At 61.7% G+C, this 18,021-nt stretch carries 21 protein-coding genes and 1 riboswitch; of the genes, 17 read left to right on the top strand and 4 right to left on the bottom strand.

All coding sequences use genetic code 11. The annotated features are described in order from the left end of the window. Window positions 1-94 precede the first annotated feature (94 nt). From hda to ACHPFG_RS23195, 3 genes are all read left to right on the top strand, one after another. A complete protein-coding gene (gene hda, locus ACHPFG_RS23205) occupies window positions 95-799 on the top strand; it encodes a DnaA regulatory inactivator Hda (protein ID WP_027603798.1) in 705 nt (234 codons plus the stop codon). A gap of 209 nt (window positions 800-1,008) precedes the next feature. After that, on the top strand, window positions 1,009-1,653 hold the full coding sequence (locus tag ACHPFG_RS23200; protein WP_053133099.1) for a C40 family peptidase: 645 nt from the start codon (window positions 1,009-1,011) through the stop codon (window positions 1,651-1,653). 144 nt (window positions 1,654-1,797) lie between these two features. Next, window positions 1,798-2,334, top strand: a complete 537-nt coding sequence (locus ACHPFG_RS23195; protein WP_131698615.1) for a C40 family peptidase — start codon at window positions 1,798-1,800, stop codon at window positions 2,332-2,334. Window positions 2,335-2,407: 73 nt separating this feature from the next. On the opposite strand, the gene ACHPFG_RS23190 is transcribed toward ACHPFG_RS23195, so the two are convergent. Next, window positions 2,408-3,721: a PQQ-dependent sugar dehydrogenase gene (locus ACHPFG_RS23190; protein ID WP_431700529.1), complete on the bottom strand. Its 1,314-nt coding sequence runs from the start codon at window positions 3,719-3,721 to the stop codon at window positions 2,408-2,410. Between the two features lie 99 nt (window positions 3,722-3,820). Beyond that, a riboswitch (cobalamin riboswitch) is annotated at window positions 3,821-4,077 on the top strand. Window positions 4,078-4,150: 73 nt separating this feature from the next. Here ACHPFG_RS23190 and cobO point away from each other — a divergent pair. From cobO to ACHPFG_RS23120, 14 genes are all read left to right on the top strand, one after another. Continuing rightward, window positions 4,151-4,762 (top strand): cob(I)yrinic acid a,c-diamide adenosyltransferase, encoded by a 612-nt coding sequence (gene cobO / locus ACHPFG_RS23185; RefSeq protein ID WP_027603802.1) that lies wholly within the window; start codon window positions 4,151-4,153, stop codon window positions 4,760-4,762. Beyond that, the gene (locus ACHPFG_RS23180; protein WP_145336985.1) at window positions 4,759-6,108 is read left to right on the top strand and encodes a cobyrinate a,c-diamide synthase; all 1,350 of its coding nucleotides are present in this window, start codon (window positions 4,759-4,761) and stop codon (window positions 6,106-6,108) included. The genes cobO and ACHPFG_RS23180 overlap by 4 nt, the downstream gene beginning before the upstream one ends. Beyond that, the gene (gene bluB, locus ACHPFG_RS23175; RefSeq protein WP_431700528.1) at window positions 6,105-6,755 is read left to right on the top strand and encodes a 5,6-dimethylbenzimidazole synthase; all 651 of its coding nucleotides are present in this window, start codon (window positions 6,105-6,107) and stop codon (window positions 6,753-6,755) included. Before ACHPFG_RS23180 ends, bluB begins: the two co-directional genes overlap by 4 nt. Next, complete coding sequence (cbiB, locus tag ACHPFG_RS23170) at window positions 6,752-7,660, top strand: adenosylcobinamide-phosphate synthase CbiB (RefSeq protein WP_131698611.1); 909 nt, start codon at window positions 6,752-6,754, stop codon at window positions 7,658-7,660. The genes bluB and cbiB overlap by 4 nt, the downstream gene beginning before the upstream one ends. After that, window positions 7,653-8,642, top strand: coding sequence for a threonine-phosphate decarboxylase CobD (gene cobD, locus ACHPFG_RS23165; RefSeq protein WP_431700527.1), 990 nt, complete (start codon window positions 7,653-7,655; stop codon window positions 8,640-8,642). Before cbiB ends, cobD begins: the two co-directional genes overlap by 8 nt. Beyond that, on the top strand, window positions 8,639-10,090 hold the full coding sequence (locus tag ACHPFG_RS23160; protein WP_431700526.1) for a cobyric acid synthase: 1,452 nt from the start codon (window positions 8,639-8,641) through the stop codon (window positions 10,088-10,090). The genes cobD and ACHPFG_RS23160 overlap by 4 nt, the downstream gene beginning before the upstream one ends. Before the next feature lie 97 nt (window positions 10,091-10,187). Then, window positions 10,188-10,709: a bifunctional adenosylcobinamide kinase/adenosylcobinamide-phosphate guanylyltransferase gene (cobU, locus tag ACHPFG_RS23155; protein WP_131698608.1), complete on the top strand. Its 522-nt coding sequence runs from the start codon at window positions 10,188-10,190 to the stop codon at window positions 10,707-10,709. Beyond that, window positions 10,706-11,761, top strand: a complete 1,056-nt coding sequence (gene cobT / locus ACHPFG_RS23150) for a nicotinate-nucleotide--dimethylbenzimidazole phosphoribosyltransferase (RefSeq protein ID WP_431700525.1) — start codon at window positions 10,706-10,708, stop codon at window positions 11,759-11,761. The genes cobU and cobT overlap by 4 nt, the downstream gene beginning before the upstream one ends. Then, the gene (cobC, locus tag ACHPFG_RS23145; protein ID WP_431700524.1) at window positions 11,758-12,333 is read left to right on the top strand and encodes an alpha-ribazole phosphatase family protein; all 576 of its coding nucleotides are present in this window, start codon (window positions 11,758-11,760) and stop codon (window positions 12,331-12,333) included. Before cobT ends, cobC begins: the two co-directional genes overlap by 4 nt. A 2-nt stretch (window positions 12,334-12,335) precedes the next feature. Continuing rightward, window positions 12,336-13,064: an adenosylcobinamide-GDP ribazoletransferase gene (locus tag ACHPFG_RS23140; RefSeq protein WP_131698605.1), complete on the top strand. Its 729-nt coding sequence runs from the start codon at window positions 12,336-12,338 to the stop codon at window positions 13,062-13,064. A gap of 42 nt (window positions 13,065-13,106) precedes the next feature. After that, on the top strand, window positions 13,107-13,511 hold the full coding sequence (locus ACHPFG_RS23135) for a MarR family winged helix-turn-helix transcriptional regulator (protein ID WP_090400092.1): 405 nt from the start codon (window positions 13,107-13,109) through the stop codon (window positions 13,509-13,511). 63 nt (window positions 13,512-13,574) lie between these two features. After that, a complete protein-coding gene (locus tag ACHPFG_RS23130; RefSeq protein WP_178116758.1) occupies window positions 13,575-14,774 on the top strand; it encodes an MFS transporter in 1,200 nt (399 codons plus the stop codon). Then, window positions 14,771-14,893 (top strand): hypothetical protein, encoded by a 123-nt coding sequence (locus ACHPFG_RS23125; protein ID WP_431700523.1) that lies wholly within the window; start codon window positions 14,771-14,773, stop codon window positions 14,891-14,893. Before ACHPFG_RS23130 ends, ACHPFG_RS23125 begins: the two co-directional genes overlap by 4 nt. A gap of 35 nt (window positions 14,894-14,928) precedes the next feature. After that, entirely contained in the window at window positions 14,929-15,480 is a 552-nt protein-coding gene (locus tag ACHPFG_RS23120; RefSeq protein WP_431700522.1) for a glutathione peroxidase, read from the top strand. A gap of 65 nt (window positions 15,481-15,545) precedes the next feature. Here the strand turns inward: ACHPFG_RS23120 and ACHPFG_RS23115 are convergent, their stop codons facing one another. The 3 genes from ACHPFG_RS23115 to ACHPFG_RS23105 form a co-directional block, all read right to left on the bottom strand. Next, window positions 15,546-16,829 (bottom strand): OmpP1/FadL family transporter, encoded by a 1,284-nt coding sequence (locus ACHPFG_RS23115; protein ID WP_431700521.1) that lies wholly within the window; start codon window positions 16,827-16,829, stop codon window positions 15,546-15,548. Between the two features lie 146 nt (window positions 16,830-16,975). Then, the gene (locus tag ACHPFG_RS23110; protein WP_431700520.1) at window positions 16,976-17,458 is read right to left on the bottom strand and encodes a hypothetical protein; all 483 of its coding nucleotides are present in this window, start codon (window positions 17,456-17,458) and stop codon (window positions 16,976-16,978) included. 278 nt (window positions 17,459-17,736) lie between these two features. Then, window positions 17,737-17,958, bottom strand: a complete 222-nt coding sequence (locus ACHPFG_RS23105) for a hypothetical protein (RefSeq protein ID WP_010563939.1) — start codon at window positions 17,956-17,958, stop codon at window positions 17,737-17,739. Window positions 17,959-18,021 lie beyond the last annotated feature (63 nt).

Here is an 18,021-nt window from a genome sequence, read left to right as displayed (position 1 = left end):
GGTCTGCTGCATTGTGCGCCCGGCGTCACGGGTATAAACTTTGCAAACTTTACACAGAGGCCACTAACGGTTCGATGGGAGCCGTTCAGTCAGCATGAAACCGATTCAGCTGCCCTTAGGTGTGCGTCTGCGTGATGACGCTACCTTTATCAATTACTACCCAGGCGCCAATGCCGCTGCACTCGGCTATGTCGAGCGGCTCTGCGAAGCCGACGCCGGGTGGACCGAAAGCCTGATCTATCTGTGGGGCAAGCACGGCGTGGGGCGTACCCACCTGTTGCAGGCTGCGTGCCTGCGTTTCGAGCAGATGGGCGAGCCGGCGGTCTACCTGCCCCTGGCCGAGTTGATGGATCGGGGCATCGGGATCTTCGACAACCTTGAGCAATACGAACTGGTGTGCCTGGACGATCTGCAGGCGGTGGCCGGCAAGGCGGATTGGGAAGAGGCGCTGTTCCATCTGTTCAACCGCTTGCGTGACAGCGGCCGGCGCTTGTTGATTGCTGCCTCTACCTCGCCACGCGAGTTGCCGGTGAAGCTGGCCGACCTCAAGTCGCGCCTGACCCTGGCGCTGATCTTCCAGATGCGCCCGCTGTCCGACGAAGACAAATTGCGCGCCCTCCAATTGCGTGCATCCCGTCGCGGCCTGCACCTCACCGATGAAGTCGGGCACTTTATCCTCACCCGGGGCACCCGCAGCATGAGCGCGTTGTTCGATTTGCTCGAACAGCTCGATCAGGCCTCTTTGCAGGCTCAACGAAAATTGACGATCCCTTTTCTCAAAGAAACTTTGGGCTGGTAACTGGTTGAATCTACGGGCTTCGGCAATTTACAGGCGCCAGAAATCCTGCGTTTAAGCCACGTTGGCTACGCATTTGAACCGATAAATGGAATTACGGCTTAGATGTCATAGTCCAATCGCGAAGTCACATAGATCACGATTGAATTTGCAAATCGATGTGATAGAAGGCATAGTCTCGACTTCTTTACATACCAGCCACGGTCGTGCCCATGCTAAATCGCTTCGCACCCCTCGTGCCCCTCGCACTCGTTACCCTGTTGTTTGGTTGCGCCTCCCACCCTCAACAGGTGGTTGAGCAGCAAAAAACTCAACAACAGTCCCAGGCAAAATTCGTTGCTGCACAATCTGCTTCTGTTTATGAAGAAACGCTTTATAAAGAAGAGCAAGCAACCGAAAAGGAACTGGCCGATTTTTCCGGCAACAAGCCTTACCAGCTTCCAGTTCTGGCCGACAGCATCCTCGAACGCGGCATGTCCCTGATCGGTACCCGTTACCGTTTCGGCGGTACCTCTGAGGCCGGTTTCGACTGCAGCGGTTTTATCGGCTACCTGTTTCGTGAAGAAGCTGGCATGAACCTGCCACGCTCCACTCGCGAAATGATCAACGTGAAAGCACCGTTGGTCGCGCGCAACAACCTCAAGCCCGGTGATCTGCTTTTCTTCAGTACTGCAGGCCGTGGTCGCGTAAGCCATGCCGGTATCTACCTGGGCGATAACCAGTTTATCCACTCCAGCAGCCGTCGCAGTGGCGGTGTTCGAGTCGACAGCCTGGGCGACAGTTACTGGAGCAAAACCTTCATCGAAGCCAAGCGCGCACTCGCCATGGCCCCGACTACGGTTACCGCCAGTAAGTAAACTTAAAGTGATACTTGAAGTTTGACGTGTAAGGGCTAGAATCCCTGGACATTGTTGTAATCCGTTCGCGCGAGCTTTGCTTGCGCGTTCTGGTTTTCAGCGTTCGGCAGCGATAGCCGCATCCAGACCAGGATTGTTCTGCACATGTCGACCACAGCCCGCCTGCTCCTTATTCTCTGCGCCGCGCTGATCAGCGCCTGCGCCAGCCGGCCGCCGCCTGCTCCCGTTGCGGTCAAGCCCAAGCCGGTATTCAACTATTCCACCCAGAATTTCTCGCCTGCGGCCGAAGACGTGCTCTTTCGTGCGCTGGGCCTGGTCGGCACGCCTTACCGTTGGGGCGGCAACACGCCGGACTCGGGTTTTGATTGCAGCGGCCTGATCGGCTTTGTCTTCCGCGACGCCGCCGGCATCTCCCTGCCGCGCACCACCCGCGAACTGATCGTGATGCGCGCCCAGGATGTCAGTGAGCAGAACCTGCAAACCGGCGATTTGCTGTTCTTCGCCACCGGTGGCGGTTCCCAGGTCAGCCACGCCGGGATCTACGTGGGCGAAGGCCGCTTTGTCCATGCACCGCAAACCGGCGGTACGGTGAAGCTGGATACCTTGTCCAAGGCGTATTGGCAGAATGCTTATCTGAGCGCCAAGCGTGTGTTGCCAGCAAACCTGGCACGTAATCCCTGAACCAAACACCGAACTAAATGTGGGAGGGGGCTTGCCCCCTCCCACATTGGTTTTATGTTGCTTCTGGAGGCGTTTATTGAGCCGCCGACACCCGCCACACCTTATTCCCCACATCATCCGCCACCAGCAGATCCCCCTGCTGATCAATCACCACGCCCACCGGCCGACCCATGGCTTTCTCATCTTTGTCGAGGAACCCGGTCAGCACATCCACCGGCTGACCTTTAGGCTGGCCACCCTCGAATGGTACGAAGATCACCTTGTAGCCACTGTGTGGCTTGCGATTCCACGAGCCATGCTGGCCGATGAACGCGCCGTTACTGAAAGGCGCCGGGAGTTTGCTGCCCTCGGCGAACGTCAGGCCCAAAGACGCCGTGTGCGGCCCCACCGCATAGTCCGGCGCAATTGCCTTGGCCACCAGGTCCAGGTTCTGCGGTGTGACGCGCACATCCACATGCTGGCCGTAATAGCTGAAGGGCCAGCCATAGAACCCGCCATCCTTGACCGAGGTGATGTAGTCCGGCACCAGGTCGCTGCCGATCTCATCGCGCTCGTTTACCGCTGTCCATAGCTTGCCGCTCTGGGGTTCCCAGGCCATGCCGTTAGGGTTGCGCAGGCCGGAAGCGAAAATGCGGTGCTGGCCGCTGGCGCGATCCACTTCCCAGATAGCCGCCCGGCCCTGTTCCGCTTCAAGACCGTTTTCGCCGACGTTACTGTTGGAGCCGACGCTCACATACAGTTTGCTGCCGTCCTTGCTGGCGACCACGTTCTTGGTCCAGTGGTGATTGATGCTGCCGCCCGGCAGGTCGACCACCTTGGTGCCAGGCGCCTTGATCGCGGTTTCACCCGCTTGATAGGGGAAGCGCAACAGCTTGTCCGAATCGGCCACGTACAGGTCATTGCCGACCAGTGTCATGCCGAAGGGCGAGTTGAGGTTTTCCAGGAACACCGTGCGGGTCTCGGCGACGCCATCGTGATCGGCATCGCGCAACAGGGTGATGCGGTTCGGGCTTGGCACCCCGGCACCGGCGCGGCCCATGACCTTCTCCATGACCCAGCCGCGAATGCCCGTGGAATCATCCGGTTTGGGCGGCGCATTGGTTTCCGCCACCAGCACATCGCCGTTGGGCAGCACATATAGCCAGCGCGGGTGGTCCAGGCCTTCAGCGAACGCCGCTACTTGGGTGCCGGCCGCTGCGGTTGGCTTCACGCCCTCTGGCCAGCCGATTGCCGGGGCAATGTTCACGGTGGGGATCAGGGTTTTGTTCGGTTCCGGTAGCTGGGGCGATGGCCCGGTGCCGTCGGACACCTGCAGGGTGGAGCTTTCACCGCAGGCGGCGAGGGTGCCGGCGAGCATGATGAGTAGGGCGAGTCTGGTTTTATGCATGGTGTTCTCCTTGATACCTGTAAGGGTAGAGGAGGGCGCTGGTGCGATGGTTCAAGTGCAAGGCCAGCTTTAATTGACGCTCCACCCCCAACCCACTAACCTTCGCGGCTTGTTCCAGGTGCTCTGTGACCCATGGGTCGACCGAGTGAAACAGGGAAGCCGGTGAGCGAGCGCACTTGTACACAGTGCTGCCGCGATTCCGGCGCTGCCCCCGCAACGGTAAATGAGTCAAGACGGTGCCTTTTGCCACTGTATCGCCCGCGATATGGGAAGGCGCGCCGTCGGCGTGTTCGCTCTGTAGATGAGCAAGCGCGCCACTCATGAGCCCGGAGACCGGCCTGGATCATCCAACAGCATCACGGTGGGCGATGCTTGGCTGTCTGTTTTTTCCTGCCTGCCGTTTTTGTCCAGCCCCAACGGAGAGCTGCCATGACCGATACCCCCGACCGCGACGAACGCCACCTGGCGCGCATGCTGCGCAAAAAAGCCGTGATCGACGAGCGCATCGCCAATTCCCCCAATGAGTGCGGCTTGCTGCTGGTGCTGACCGGCAACGGCAAAGGCAAGAGCAGTTCCGCATTCGGCATGCTCGCGCGCGCCATGGGCCACGGCATGCAGTGTGGTGTGGTGCAGTTCATCAAAGGGCGCAACAGCACCGGTGAGGAGTTGTTCTTCCGTCGCTTCCCCGAACAGGTGCGTTTCCACGTGATGGGCGAAGGCTTCACCTGGGAGACCCAGGACCGCCAACGCGATATCGCCGCCGCCGAAGCCGCCTGGGCCGTCTCCCGTGAACTGCTGCAAGACCCCACCATCGGCCTGGTGGTGCTGGATGAGCTGAACATCGCCCTCAAGCATGGCTACCTGGACCTAGATCAGGTTCTCAGCGACCTGCAAGCCCGTCCGCCGATGCAACACGTGGTGGTCACCGGCCGTGGCGCCAAGCCTGAACTGATCGAAATGGGCGACACCGTCACCGAAATGGGCATGCTCAAGCACGCGTTCCAGGCCGGTATCAAGGCACAGAAGGGCGTCGAACTTTGAATCAGCCCCGTCATTGCCCGGCCGTCCTGATCGCCGCACCGGCGTCCGGCCAGGGCAAAACCACCGTCACCGCCGCGCTGGCCCGTTTGCACCGCAACCTGGGGCGCAAGGTGCGCGTGTTCAAATGCGGCCCGGACTTCTTGGACCCGATGATCCACGAGCGCGCCAGCGGTGCGCCGGTGTATCAATTGGACATGTGGATGGTGGGCGAGCAGGAAAGTCGTCGCCTGCTGTGGGAAGCGGCGGGCGAGGCCGACCTGATCCTGATCGAAGGTGTGATGGGCCTGTTCGATGGCACACCGTCCAGCGCCGATCTGGCGCGGCACTTCGGCGTGCCGGTGCTCGCAGTAATCGACGGCACCGCCATGGCCCAGACCTTTGGCGCCCTGGCGCTGGGCCTGGCGCGCTATCAGCCGGACCTGCCATTCGCCGGGGTGCTGGCCAACCGCGTCGGTACCCTGCGCCATGCGCAACTGCTGGAAGGCAGCCTGACCGAAGGCCTGCGCTGGTATGGCGCACTGTCCCGCGAAACCGGGATCGAACTGCCCAGCCGCCATTTGGGCCTGGTGCAAGCCAGCGAGCTGAACGATCTCGACGTGCGCCTGGACGCCGCCGCCCAGGCATTGGGCAGCAGCTGTGAAGTCGCATTGCCGCCACCGGTGACCTTCGCCGCGCCGGAAGTGATCGCGGCCGAGCCGTTGCTGGCCGGTGTACGCATTGCGGTGGCCCGTGACGAAGCCTTCGCCTTCACCTATGGCGCCAGCCTTGACCTGCTGCGAGCGATGGGGGCCGAACTGACGTTTTTCTCGCCGATCCATGATCGCCAGCTGCCCGAGGCTGACAGTCTCTATTTGCCCGGCGGTTACCCGGAACTTCATCACCAGGCGTTGTCGGAAAACACCCCGATGCTTGAAGCTATTCGTAACCACCATGCCGCCGGCAAGCCCTTGCTCGCCGAGTGCGGCGGCATGCTCTACCTGCTGGATTCGCTCACCGATGTCGACGGCATCCGCGCCGAACTGGTCGGCCTGCTGCAAGGCGATGCGGTGATGCAAAAGAAACTGGCCGCCCTGGCCCTGCAAAGCGTCGAACTGCCGGAAGGCGTGCTGCGCGGGCACACGTATCATCATTCCCTGACCAGCACCGAGTGCCAGCCGATTGCCCGTGGCCTCAGCCCGAACGGCGGGCGCGGTGCCGAAGCGGTCTTCCGACAGGGGCGGATGACCGCCTCTTACGTGCACTTCTATTTCCCGTCGAATCCGACGGCGGTAGCCGCCTTGTTTGCGCCGGACCGAGCTGAAACCCTATCCACTGTGGGAGGGGGCTTGCCCCCAATAGGGCTATGACCGACAACGCTTTCCCCCAGGCCGACCGCGACGCCGTCTACCGCGCCATCGCCGAACGCCGTGACATGCGCCACTTCAGCGGCGGCATGGTCGCCCCCGAATTGCTGCATCGCCTGCTCCAGGCCGCGCACCAGGCGCCCAGCGTCGGCCTGATGCAGCCTTGGCGGTTTATCCGCATCAGCGACCGCGCGTTACGAAGCCAGATTCAACAGTTGGTGGAAGAAGAGCGCATGCGCACCGCCGAGGCGTTGGGCGAGCGCTCCGACGCGTTCATGAAGCTCAAGGTCGAAGGTATCCACGACTGCGCCGAAGTGCTGGTGGCGGCGTTGATGGATGATCGCGAGCGCCACATCTTCGGGCGGCGCACCTTGCCGGAGATGGACCTGGCGTCGCTGTCCTGTGCGATCCAGAACCTGTGGCTGGCCGCGCGGGTCGAGGGGCTGGGCATGGGCTGGGTCTCGCTGTTCGAACCCCAGGCCCTGGCCGACCTGCTGGGCCTGCCGCCCGGTGCGAAACCCCTGGCGGTCTTGTGCCTGGGGCCGGTGACGGAATTTTACCCGGCACCGATGTTGCAGCTCGAAGGCTGGACCGAGCCTCGGCCGTTGAGTGACATGTTGTATGAGAATGTGTGGGGAGTGAGTCAATGAGTGTGGCTTTGCTGTGTGTCGCTGCGGTGGCGCTGGATGCGCTGCTGGGCGAGCCCAGGCGCTGGCATCCGCTGGTGGCGTTCGGCAATTTTGCCGGGCGCATCGAGCAGCGTTTCAACAGCGGTGGCCGTGGCTGGCGCAGCCATGGCGTGACCGCGTGGTTTATCGCCGTGGTGCCGTTGACCCTGCTGGCCACCGCGTTGTCGTGGGCGCCGTATATCGGCTGGGTTCTGGAGATCCTCGCGTTGTACTGCGCCCTCGGCATGCGCAGCCTCGGCGAGCATGTGATCCCGGTGGCCCAGGCCCTGCGCAGCGATGACCTCGACGCGGCCCGCACACGGGTGAGCTACCTGGTCAGCCGCCAGACCAGTGAGCTGGACCGCACCGAAGTCGCCCGCGCCGCCACCGAATCGGTGCTGGAAAACGGCAGCGATGCGGTGTTTGCCGCGCTGTTCTGGTTTGTCGTCGCCGGTGTGCCAGGCGTAGTGCTCTACCGCCTGAGCAACACCCTCGACGCCATGTGGGGCTATCGCAATGAACGCTTCGAGCGCTTCGGGTGGGCCGCGGCCAAGATCGACGATGTACTCAACTATATTCCTGCACGCCTGGTGGCTTTGACCTACGCCGTGCTGGGCAAAACCCGCCTGGCCCTCAAATGCTGGCGCACCCAGGGGCCGACCTGGGACAGCCCCAATGCCGGGCCGGTGATGGCATCCGGCGCTGGCGCGTTGGGCGTTGAGCTGGGCGGCGCCGCGATTTACCACGGCGAGGTGCACCATCGTCCGCAACTGGGCGAAGGCCCGGCGGCGGATGCCGACTCCATCGACCGTGGCTGGCAACTGGTGCAGCGCGGCGTATGGTTGTGGTTGCTGATTCTATGCGTGGGAGGGCAATTTTATGCTTGAGCACGGTGGCCGGCTGCGCAAGGCAGCGATTCAGTACGGGATTGCCGAGGCCGATTGGCTCGACCTTTCCAGCGGCCTCGCGCCCTGGCCGTGGCCGATCCCCGAGATTCCGCTGCGGGCCTGGGCGCGCTTGCCGGAATCGGACGACGGCCTGGAACAGGCGGCCAGCGAGTATTACGGCGCCGCGCATGTTCTGCCGGTGCCCGGCTCCCAGGCGGCGATTCAATTGCTGCCACGCCTGCGCCGTGCCGGCAAGGTCGGCGTGCTGTCGCCGTGCTACGCCGAACACGCCGAGGCCTGGCGTCGCGCCGGTTACGTGGTGCGTGAAGTGCAGGAGCAGGAAGTCGACTTCTTCCTTGACGGTCTCGACGTGCTGGTGGTGGTCAATCCCAATAACCCCACCGGACTTAGCCTGACCCCGCAGCGCCTGCTTGACTGGCACACAAGGCTGGCCCAGCGCGGCGGCTGGCTGGTGGTGGACGAAGCGTTCATGGATGTCACCCCGCAGTTGAGCCTGGCGAACCAGGCCCATCAGGTCGGCCTGATTGTGCTGCGTTCGTTCGGCAAGTTTTTCGGCCTGGCCGGAGTGCGCCTGGGCTTTGTGCTGGCCGAACGCAGGCTGCTCAAATTGCTGGCCGAACAGGTCGGGCCGTGGGCCGTCAGCGGGCCGACGCGGGTGCTGGGTCAAATGTGCCTGCGCGATACCGCTGGCCATGCGCGGCAGCGAGCGCGCTGCATTGAGGCCGGCCAGCGCCTGTTTGAAATGCTTGAGCGCCATGGCTTTCAACCCCAGGGCGGCTGCGCGTTGTTCCAATGGCTAATCACCCCACACGCTGAGCGCATGCACGAATTCATGGCGCAACGCGGCATCTTGCTGCGCCTGTTTGTGCACAACAGCAGCGTGCGGTTTGGCCTGCCCGACACCGAGGCCGATTGGCTGCGCCTCGACGAAGCGCTGGCTGCCTACAAGGACGCCTCATGAGTACGCTGATGGTGCAAGGCACCACCTCCGATGCCGGCAAAAGTACCCTGGTGACCGCGTTGTGCCGTTGGCTGGTACGCCAGGGCATTGCCGTGGTGCCGTTCAAACCACAGAACATGGCGCTCAACAGTGCGGTGACGGCCGAGGGCGGCGAGATCGGCCGGGCCCAGGCGGTGCAGGCCCAGGCGGCCAACCTGGCGCCCCATACCGATATGAACCCGGTGCTGCTCAAGCCCAACAGCGACACCGGCTCCCAGGTGATCATCCATGGCCGCGCCGTGACCAGCATGAACGCGGTGGCCTATCACGACTACAAAGCCATCGCGATGCAGGCAGTGCTGGCTTCCCACGCGCGGTTGAGCGAAGCCTACCCGGTGGTGATGGTGGAAGGTGCAGGCTCCCCGGCCGAGATCAACCTGCGCGCCAACGACATCGCCAACATGGGTTTCGCCGAAGCGGTGGATTGCCCGGTGCTGCTGATTGCCGACATCAATCGCGGCGGGGTGTTCGCCCATCTTGTCGGCACCCTGGAATTGCTCTCGCCCAGCGAACAGGCGCGGGTCAAAGGTTTCATCATCAACCGTTTTCGCGGCGACATTGCACTGCTGCAACCCGGCCTGGATTGGTTGCAAGCACGCACCGGCAAACCGGTGGTGGGCGTATTGCCCTACGTGATGGACCTGCACCTGGAAGCCGAGGACGGCATCGACCGGCGCCAAACCGACAAGGCGGCGCAGGTGCTCAAGGTGGTCGTGCCGGTGTTGCCGCGCATCAGCAACCATACGGATTTTGATCCGCTGCGCCTGCATCCCCAAGTGGACTTGCAGTTCATCGGGCCGGGCCAGCCGATTCCGGCCGCCGACCTGATCATCCTGCCCGGCTCGAAAAGCGTGCGCAGCGACCTCGCCTACCTGCGTGCCAATGGCTGGGACATCGCCGTGGCGCGGCACTTGCGCTACGGCGGCAAGGTGCTGGGGATTTGCGGGGGCTTGCAGATGCTCGGTGAGCAGGTGCACGACCCGTTGGGCCTGGAAGGGCCAGCGGGTTCCAGCGACGGCCTGGGGCTGCTGGCGTTCAGCACCACCCTGGAAAAAGAGAAGCAACTGCGTAATGTTCGCGGGCGTTTGTTGCTGGAGAATGCCGAGGTCAGCGGGTATGAGATCCATGCGGGCGTGACCTGTGGCGCTGCCCTGTCGAACGCCGCCGTGCTGCTGGAGGACGGTCGCAGTGACGGCGCGCAAAGCGCTGACGGGCAGATTCTCGGCACGTATCTGCACGGCTTGTTCGAGACCCCGGCGGCCTGCAGTGCGTTACTGCGTTGGGCTGGGTTGCAGGCTGTACAGGAGGTGGACTACCACGCCCTGCGCGAGCGCGATATCGAACGGTTGGCGGATCTGGTGGAGAACCATTTGGACACCGATTTGTTGCGCAATCTGTGTGGGGTTTAAGGGTGTACACACGGTTCAAATGTGGGAGGGGGCTTTCGGTGTACATATCCATTCCTGCGGTAACGGCCGCTTATGGTGGGTGGGTAGGGGGTGTCTCATGCTTCAACTGATTTTAGGCGGCGCTCGTTCCGGTAAAAGCCGCCTGGCCGAAAAGCTCGCCAGCGACAGCGCCTTGCCCGTCATCTATATCGCCACCAGCCAGCCGCTTGACGGCGAGATGAATGCCCGCGTCGCCTTGCATCGTGAGCGTCGTCCTGATCACTGGGGTTTGATCGAAGAACCTGTCGAGCTGGCACGGGTGCTACGCGAAAACGCTGCGCCCGGTCGTTGCCTGTTGGTGGATTGCCTGACCCTGTGGCTGACCAATCTGCTGATGCTGGAAGACGCGCAGCGCCTGGCGTTTGAGCGCGATCAATTGCTGGAAACCCTGGCCGTGCTGCCGGGTGAAATTATTTTTGTCAGCAACGAGACCGGTCTGGGTGTCGTGCCGCTGGGCGAATTGACTCGCCGCTATGTGGATGAAGCCGGTTGGCTGCATCAAGCCTTGGCCGAGCGGTGTCAGCGTGTTGTCCTGACGGTTGCCGGCCTGCCCCTGACGTTGAAAGGTACTGCGTTATGACTGACACCTGGTGGCTCAACCCTTGTAAGGCCATTGACGCCTCGGCGTACGAACAAGCCCTGGCGCGCCAGCAGCAATTGACCAAACCGGCCGGTTCCCTGGGCCAGCTGGAAGCGCTGGCGGTGCAATTGGCCGGCTTGCAGGGCCAGGTCAAACCGTCGGTGGATCAGCTGTGGATTGCCATCTTTGCCGGTGACCATGGTGTGGTTGCCGAGGGTGTATCGGCGTTTCCCCAGGAAGTGACCGGGCAGATGCTGCATAACTTTGTCACCGGTGGCGCGGCCATCAGCGTATTGGCGCGGCAACTGGATGCGCAGTTGGAAGTGGTCGATCTCGGCACGGTGAGCCCTTCGCTGAGCCTGCCTGGCGTCCGTCACCTGAATCTCGGCGCGGGCACCGCCAATTTCGTCAAGGGCCCGGCAATGACCGGCGCCCAGGGCCGATTGGCATTGCAGGCGGGTCGCGACAGTGTGCTGCGCGCCCGTGAAAGCGGTGCGCAGTTGTTTGTCGGCGGCGAGATGGGCATCGGCAACACCACCGCCGCCAGTGCGCTCGCCTGCGCTTTGCTCGATTGCCGGGTGACCGACCTGACAGGCCCGGGCACCGGGTTGAATGCCCAAGGCGTCAGTCACAAGGTGGCGGTGATCGAGCGCGCGCTGGCCTTGCATGCCGCGCAGCGTGGGGATGCGCTGCAAACCCTGTGCAATCTCGGTGGCTTTGAAATCGCTGCCTTGGTGGGCGCTTATCTGGCCTGCGCCCAGGAAGGCATTGTGGTGCTGGTAGATGGGTTTATCTGCACCGTCGCTGCGCTTGTCGCCACGCGCTTGAATCCGGCGTGCCGCGACTGGCTGCTGTTCGGTCATCGCGGCGCCGAGCCTGGCCATCGCCATGTCTTGCAGAGCCTCGACGCACAGCCGTTGCTGGAACTGGGCCTGCGCCTGGGCGAGGGCAGTGGCGCGGCGTTGGCGGTGCCGTTGCTGCGCCTGGCCTGTGCGCTGCACGGGCAGATGGCGACGTTTGCCGAAGCGGCCGTGGCAGACCGTCCGGCATGACCTTGCACCTGGACCTGCTGCGCCATGGCGAAACCGAACTGGGGGGTGGCCTGCGCGGCAGCCTGGACGATGCATTGACCGCCAAGGGCTGGGAACAGATGCGCGCCGCCGTGTTGGCGCAGGGGCCTTGGGATCGGCTGATCAGCTCGCCGCTGCAGCGCTGCGCGCGGTTCGCGGATGAGCTGGGCGCGCGGCTGAATGTGCCGGTGAGCCTGGAAAAAGACCTGCAGGAACTGCACTTCGGTGCATGGGAAGGGCAGAGTGCGGCGGCGCTGATGGAGACCGACGCCGAAGGTTTGGGCCGGTTCTGGGCTGATCCGTATAGCTTCACGCCGCCCGAGGGCGAACCGGTCAGCGAGTTTTCCCAGCGGGTTTTGGGCGCGGTCCTACGCCTGCATAAGGCGTATGCCGGTGAGCGTGTGCTGTTGATCAGCCACGGAGGGGTGATGCGTTTGCTGTTGGCCCAGGCTCGGGGGTTGCCCCGTGAGCAGTTGTTGAATGTCGAAGTCGGTCATGGCGGGTTGTTCAACCTGCAAGTCGCCGCCGATGGCGTGTTGAAGGAAGGAATCTGAGCATGCTGCCGTTCTGGATCGCCGTGCAGTTCCTGAGCAGTTTGCCGATTCGCCTGCCGGGTATGCCGCAACCGCAGGAGCTGGGGCGCTCGTTGCTGTTTTATCCCGTGGTCGGGTTGCTGTTCGGCGTGCTGCTGTGGGGCCTGAACACACTATTGACCGGATCACCGCTGTTGTTGCACGCCGCGCTGCTGCTGACGGCCTGGGTGTTGCTCAGCGGCGGCCTGCACCTCGATGGCCTGGCGGACACTGCCGATGCCTGGCTGGGTGGCTTCGGCGACCGCGAGCGCACCCTTAGCATCATGAAAGACCCGCGCAGCGGGCCGATTGCCGTGGTCACCCTGGGCCTGGTGTTGCTGCTCAAGTTCACCGCGCTGGTGGCCTTGATCGAACAACGCAACGGTGTGGCGTTGATTCTCGCGCCGTTGATCGGGCGGGCGTCGATGCTGGGGTTGTTCCTGACCACGCGTTATGTGCGAGCGGGTGGGTTGGGCCAAGCGCTGTCGGATCATTTACCGCGCATCGTCGGTCAACAGGTGCTGATCCTCAGTGGCCTGGCCTGCATCCTGATTGGCGGTTTCAGCGGGGGGCTCGCCGTGCTGCTCGCGGCTGTGTGTTTCATGGGACTGCGTCAACTGATGGTCAATCGTCTCGGCGGCACCACCGGCGACACCGCTGGCGCGCTGCTGGAGCTGCTGGAAGTCGCTGTTCTGGTCGGTTTGGCGTTGTAACACTTTCTTGCATTTCCTTAATCGCGGGTATATACACGTTCCATGCTTGCCTCCCAATGTTTATGCACCAACCTGCGACGTGCCGCCCGGGGCGTCAGCAGGCATTACGACGGCGCCCTTGACGGCTTCGGGATCAACGTCGCCCAGTATTCCTTGCTGTGCAACCTGCAGCGCCTCGATCAACCGAGCATTTCCAGCCTGGCCGACGCCATGGGCCTGGATCGCAGCACCTTGGGGCGCAACCTGCGGGTGTTAGAGGGGGAGGGTCTGGTGCAGATGGTGGAGGGCGATGACCTGCGCAACCGCCTGGTGCTGTTGACCGCAGCCGGTGAAGAGCGCCTGGCCGCAGCGTTACCCGCCTGGGAAGCGGCGCAACAGAAATTGATCGATCAACTCGGCGCGGAAAAACGCGAAACCCTGTTGGCCTTGCTGGATGAACTCGCCTGAACGCGGGTTTGTTCGAACACAAGCGGGTATATACCCGCGAGCGGAGAATAAGAAATGACGTCGATGTGGCGCACCAGCGGTTGGATCCTTTTAGGGAGTGCGCTGATCCTGGCGTTGTCCTTGGGCGTGCGGCACGGTTTCGGCCTGTTCCTGGCGCCGATGAGCAGCGAATTCGGCTGGGGCCGTGAGACCTTTGCCTTTGCCATCGCCTTGCAGAACCTGATCTGGGGCCTGGCGCAGCCGTTTACCGGTGCCCTGGCCGACCGTTTCGGCGCCACCCGGGCGGTGTTTGTCGGCGGGGTGTTGTACGCCGCAGGGCTGGTGTTGATGGGCATGTCGGATTCGGCGTGGTCGTTGTCCTTGAGTGCGGGCCTGCTGATCGGTATCGGCCTGTCGGGTACATCGTTCTCGGTGATTCTGGGCGTGGTCGGCCGCGCCGTGGCACCGGAAAAGCGCAGCATGGCCATGGGCATTGCCAGCGCCGCCGGTTCGTTTGGCCAGTTCGCCATGGTGCCGGGCACCTTGGGCTTGATCAGTTGGCTGGGCTGGTCGGCCGCCCTGCTGGCGCTGGGCCTGATGGTGGCGCTGATCCTGCCTCTGGTAAGCATGCTCAAGGACCGCCCGCTGCCGGTGATGGCTGGCCAGCAAACCTTGCGTGAAGCCTTGAAGGAAGCGTGTTCCCACTCCGGGTTCTGGCTGCTGGCCTTCGGCTTTTTCGTCTGTGGCTTCCAGGTGGTGTTTATTGGTGTGCACCTGCCAGCTTACCTGGTGGACCAGCACTTGCCTGCCACGGTCGGCACCACGGTGTTGGCGTTGATCGGGCTGTTTAATATCTTCGGCACCTACACCGCCGGCTGGCTCGGCGGGCGCATGTCCAAGCCGCGCTTGTTGACCGGGTTGTACCTGCTGCGCGCGGTGGTGATCATACTGTTCCTGTGGGCGCCGGTGACCGAGGTCACGGCCTACCTGTTCGGCATGGCAATGGGCTTCCTGTGGCTGTCCACGGTACCGCTGACCAATGGCACGGTCGCTACGTTGTTTGGGGTGCGAAACCTGTCCATGCTGGGTGGGATTGTGTTCCTTTTCCACCAGCTCGGCTCGTTCCTTGGCGGTTGGTTGGGCGGGGTGGTCTATGATCGAACCGGTAACTACGATTTGATCTGGCAAGTGGCGATCCTCTTGAGCGTGCTCGCCGCAGCCTTGAATTGGCCGGTGCGTGAGCGGCCGGTGGCGCGATTGCAGGCGCAGATGGAGGCGGCATGAGTTCGACCTGGTATTGGTTCGGCGGGGCAGCAGCGATAGCGCTGTTGCTGGCCCTGGCCTGGTGGGGCTGGCAGCGCGGTGGCCTGGCGTTGATGCAACTGGGTATGTCGATCTGTTAAGTTCGATCCCTGAACTCTTTAAAGGACGTTTCGACATGCAGATGCGCTGGCTTGCTGTACCCGTGCTGATGGCTGCTTTTGGCAGTGTGGCGTTGGCTGCCGATTGCCCGCCGTTGCTGGAGGGCCAATTGCCCAAGCTGCGCGCCAAGGAATCCATCGACCTGTGCCAACGTTTTGCCGGTAAGCCCTTGGTTGTCGTCAACACGGCGAGCTTTTGCGGGTTCGCACCGCAATTCAAAGGTCTCGAAGCGCTGTATCAGCGCTACAAGGATGAAGGGTTGGAGGTGATCGGCGTGCCATCCGATGACTTCAAGCAGGAAGCCAAGACCGGCGAAGAAACCGCCAAGGTCTGCTACGTGAATTACGGCGTGACCTTCACCATGACCGAGCCGCAGAAGGTCAAGGGACCGGACGCGGTGCACCTGTTCAAGGTATTGGCGCAACAGACCAACGCGCCGAAGTGGAATTTCTACAAGTACGTGGTCGACCGACAGGGCAAGGTGATTGCCGATTTCTCCAGTTTGACCAAACCGGACAGTCCTGACCTGATCAAGGCTGTGGAGCAGGCTATAGCGTCTAAACCCTGATCATCGGGCACTAAAAAGCCCCGCCTCCCTTGCAGGAGTGCGGGGCTTTTTTACACCCGTCTGGATCAGAAGGTGTAGGTCATGCCCAGGCCGAAACCGTTGGCACTGTTTTCGTATTTGGCGCGGTAACTGGCTGTCGACGGGGCGTCAGCAGTCTGGTTGATCTTGACGTCTTCTTCTTTCAGGTACGAATACGCCAGGTCGACTGTCATGTTATCCATGACTTTGTAGCCCAGGCCCACGCTGAAGATCGTACGGTCGCCCGTCGGGATGCGCGGCGAACGATCGGTGTTGTTGGTCGGGGATTGGTCGAAGGTCAGGCCGGTACGCAGCACGACTTGCTTGGTCAACTGATACGAGGTACCCACGGCGTAGGCCCAGGTGTCGTGCCAATTTTGTTCTTCGGTGATGGAACCTAGTTGGGTTGGCGCCAGGAAGCCGCCAGCAGCCGTTACGCCTTCGTTGTTGACGGTGATCTCTTTCAGGCGACTCCAACGCGTCCAGGTTGCACCGCCATAGAGTTTCCAGGCGTCGGTCAGGTCTTGGGTGACGGACAGGTCGTAGGACTCTGGGGTGTCGATTTTCAGCGAGGCGTCGTAACGGTTGTTACGCAGGACCGGCTGAGTGGCCGCTGGGCCGCTGACGGTGGTGTGGCCTTCGAGCTTGTACTTGACCTTCGAGTGGTAGGTCAGGCCTACGCGTGTGGTGTCGGTGGCCTGGACCAATACGCCGATGTTGAAACCCAGGGCAGTATCGTCACCCTTGATTTTGACGTTGGTATCGGAAGCAAGCGGGCTGAGCGTCCTGTCCGACTCGAGCACACCGGAAATCCGGTTGATGGTCGGGCCAAAACCGATGGATACACGGTCGTTGAACGCGTAGCTGACAGTTGGCTGGAAGGTCATGACCTTCACTTCGCTCTTGCTGCCAAAGCCACGGCCCTGGAAGCCGTTTTCATAGTCGGTCACCAGGCCGAACGGTGCGTATACACCGAAGCCTATGGCCCACTGATCGTTGAGTTTGTTGGTGTAGAAACCGAATGGCACCGCGGTGAACGGAACCATGTCACCTTTGTTGGAACCGCGAGAGTTGCCACCGGTATTGCTGATGTCGGTGGATGCATCGATAGCCGCAACACCGCCGGTGATTTGCTGGCCATTCAAGCGCGACATACCGGCAGGGTTACCGTAAACAGTGCTTGCATCATCGGCAGAAGAAGAGCGACCTGCGAAACCCGTACCCATCCCGCTGACGCTCTGTTCGTTCAGTGCGAAACCGCTTGCGAACAGTTGGGAGGATGCCATGGCAACGGCGAGGCTAAGTGTGGTCTTGAGCATTACTTTTTTCATTATTAGAACTCCGTGGTGATCACCGCAGCGGAAAGTATCAATAAAATTAACATCGCGCTATAGGCTGTAATGCAGGAGATAGAGCGGTTTTGTAGGACAATCCGACCAAAATTCTGCTTTTTTGGCGAATCTTGCAAATTGCCCGGTCAGCAGGCCACGTGATTCAAGGGGGAAACACAGGTTTGCCAGGCTTGGGTGAAATCCCGCAGCCTTCCTTGAGGATGAAATATTTCTTTCCAGATACGCGCCATGGCTAAAACATCACCGGGTAATGGCAGGGCGGGGCTGTGTTGTTCGACCAGCAGCCAAGCGATGGCCGTGGCATAACGCAGGTTTACGGTGAGTTCCAGCTGGGGCGCACTGAGGAAGGCGTGTTGGCTGGCGAGCCCGCGTACCAGGCTGGCGCGCTCGGGGTCGAGTGCCAGGTAGTTATCCCACAAGGCGCGATGGCGAGGTTCGGTGATGCTGTACAGGCCATGGCCGCGTCGATCGTGTAAGGCAGAACCCAATTCCGACTGGCTGGCCGCGATGCCCAGCAGCAGTGACTCAGCCGTTGGGCTCTGCTGGCCGAGGTACGTCAGCGTCGGCCGGATCACATAGCGACACAATTCACTGGCTGCGATACCCATACATGCCTCAATCCGTGAAAGGGGTCGACGAGTCCTGAGATGGGGGCTTGGCAGCAGTGGATCGGATCTCAGGCTCGTCGGAAGCGGATCATGCCGCTTGAGTTGAAGTGTAGTGTCATATTCATGATGTAAAAGACTGTTTTTAAAACATCTTCCTCATCCAGTTATAACGTTTATATCGATTTGAACTTAGTACAAAGGCTCAGGGTACGAATTTCGGGCAATAAAAAACCCTGTGTTTTAAACAGGGTTTTTTGTGTTTCAGCGACTCGGGTCGATCAGGCAACCAGTGCCTGACGGGTACGCTCGATCACGGCCTGCAGCGGTTCAGCGCTGGAGTATTGATCGGGGTACAGGCGTTCGCTGTGACGAGCGATGCCGTGTTCGTTGACCAGGGTGAAGCTGAAGCAGCCTTTGCGAGCGGCCATGATCAGGCAGTTCATTGGAGCAAAAGCGTTGGTGAGGGTGCGAATGGCATCCTGAGTGTGGATAGCGGACATATTATTGGTGTTCCTACAAATGACACGGATAAGAACCGTGCAACGTTAAAACGTTCCAGTAAC

This window comes from Pseudomonas sp. BR20, assembly GCF_050780135.1.
GTDB lineage: Bacteria > Pseudomonadota > Gammaproteobacteria > Pseudomonadales > Pseudomonadaceae > Aquipseudomonas.
This window is presented reverse-complemented; position numbering and strand designations above follow the sequence as displayed.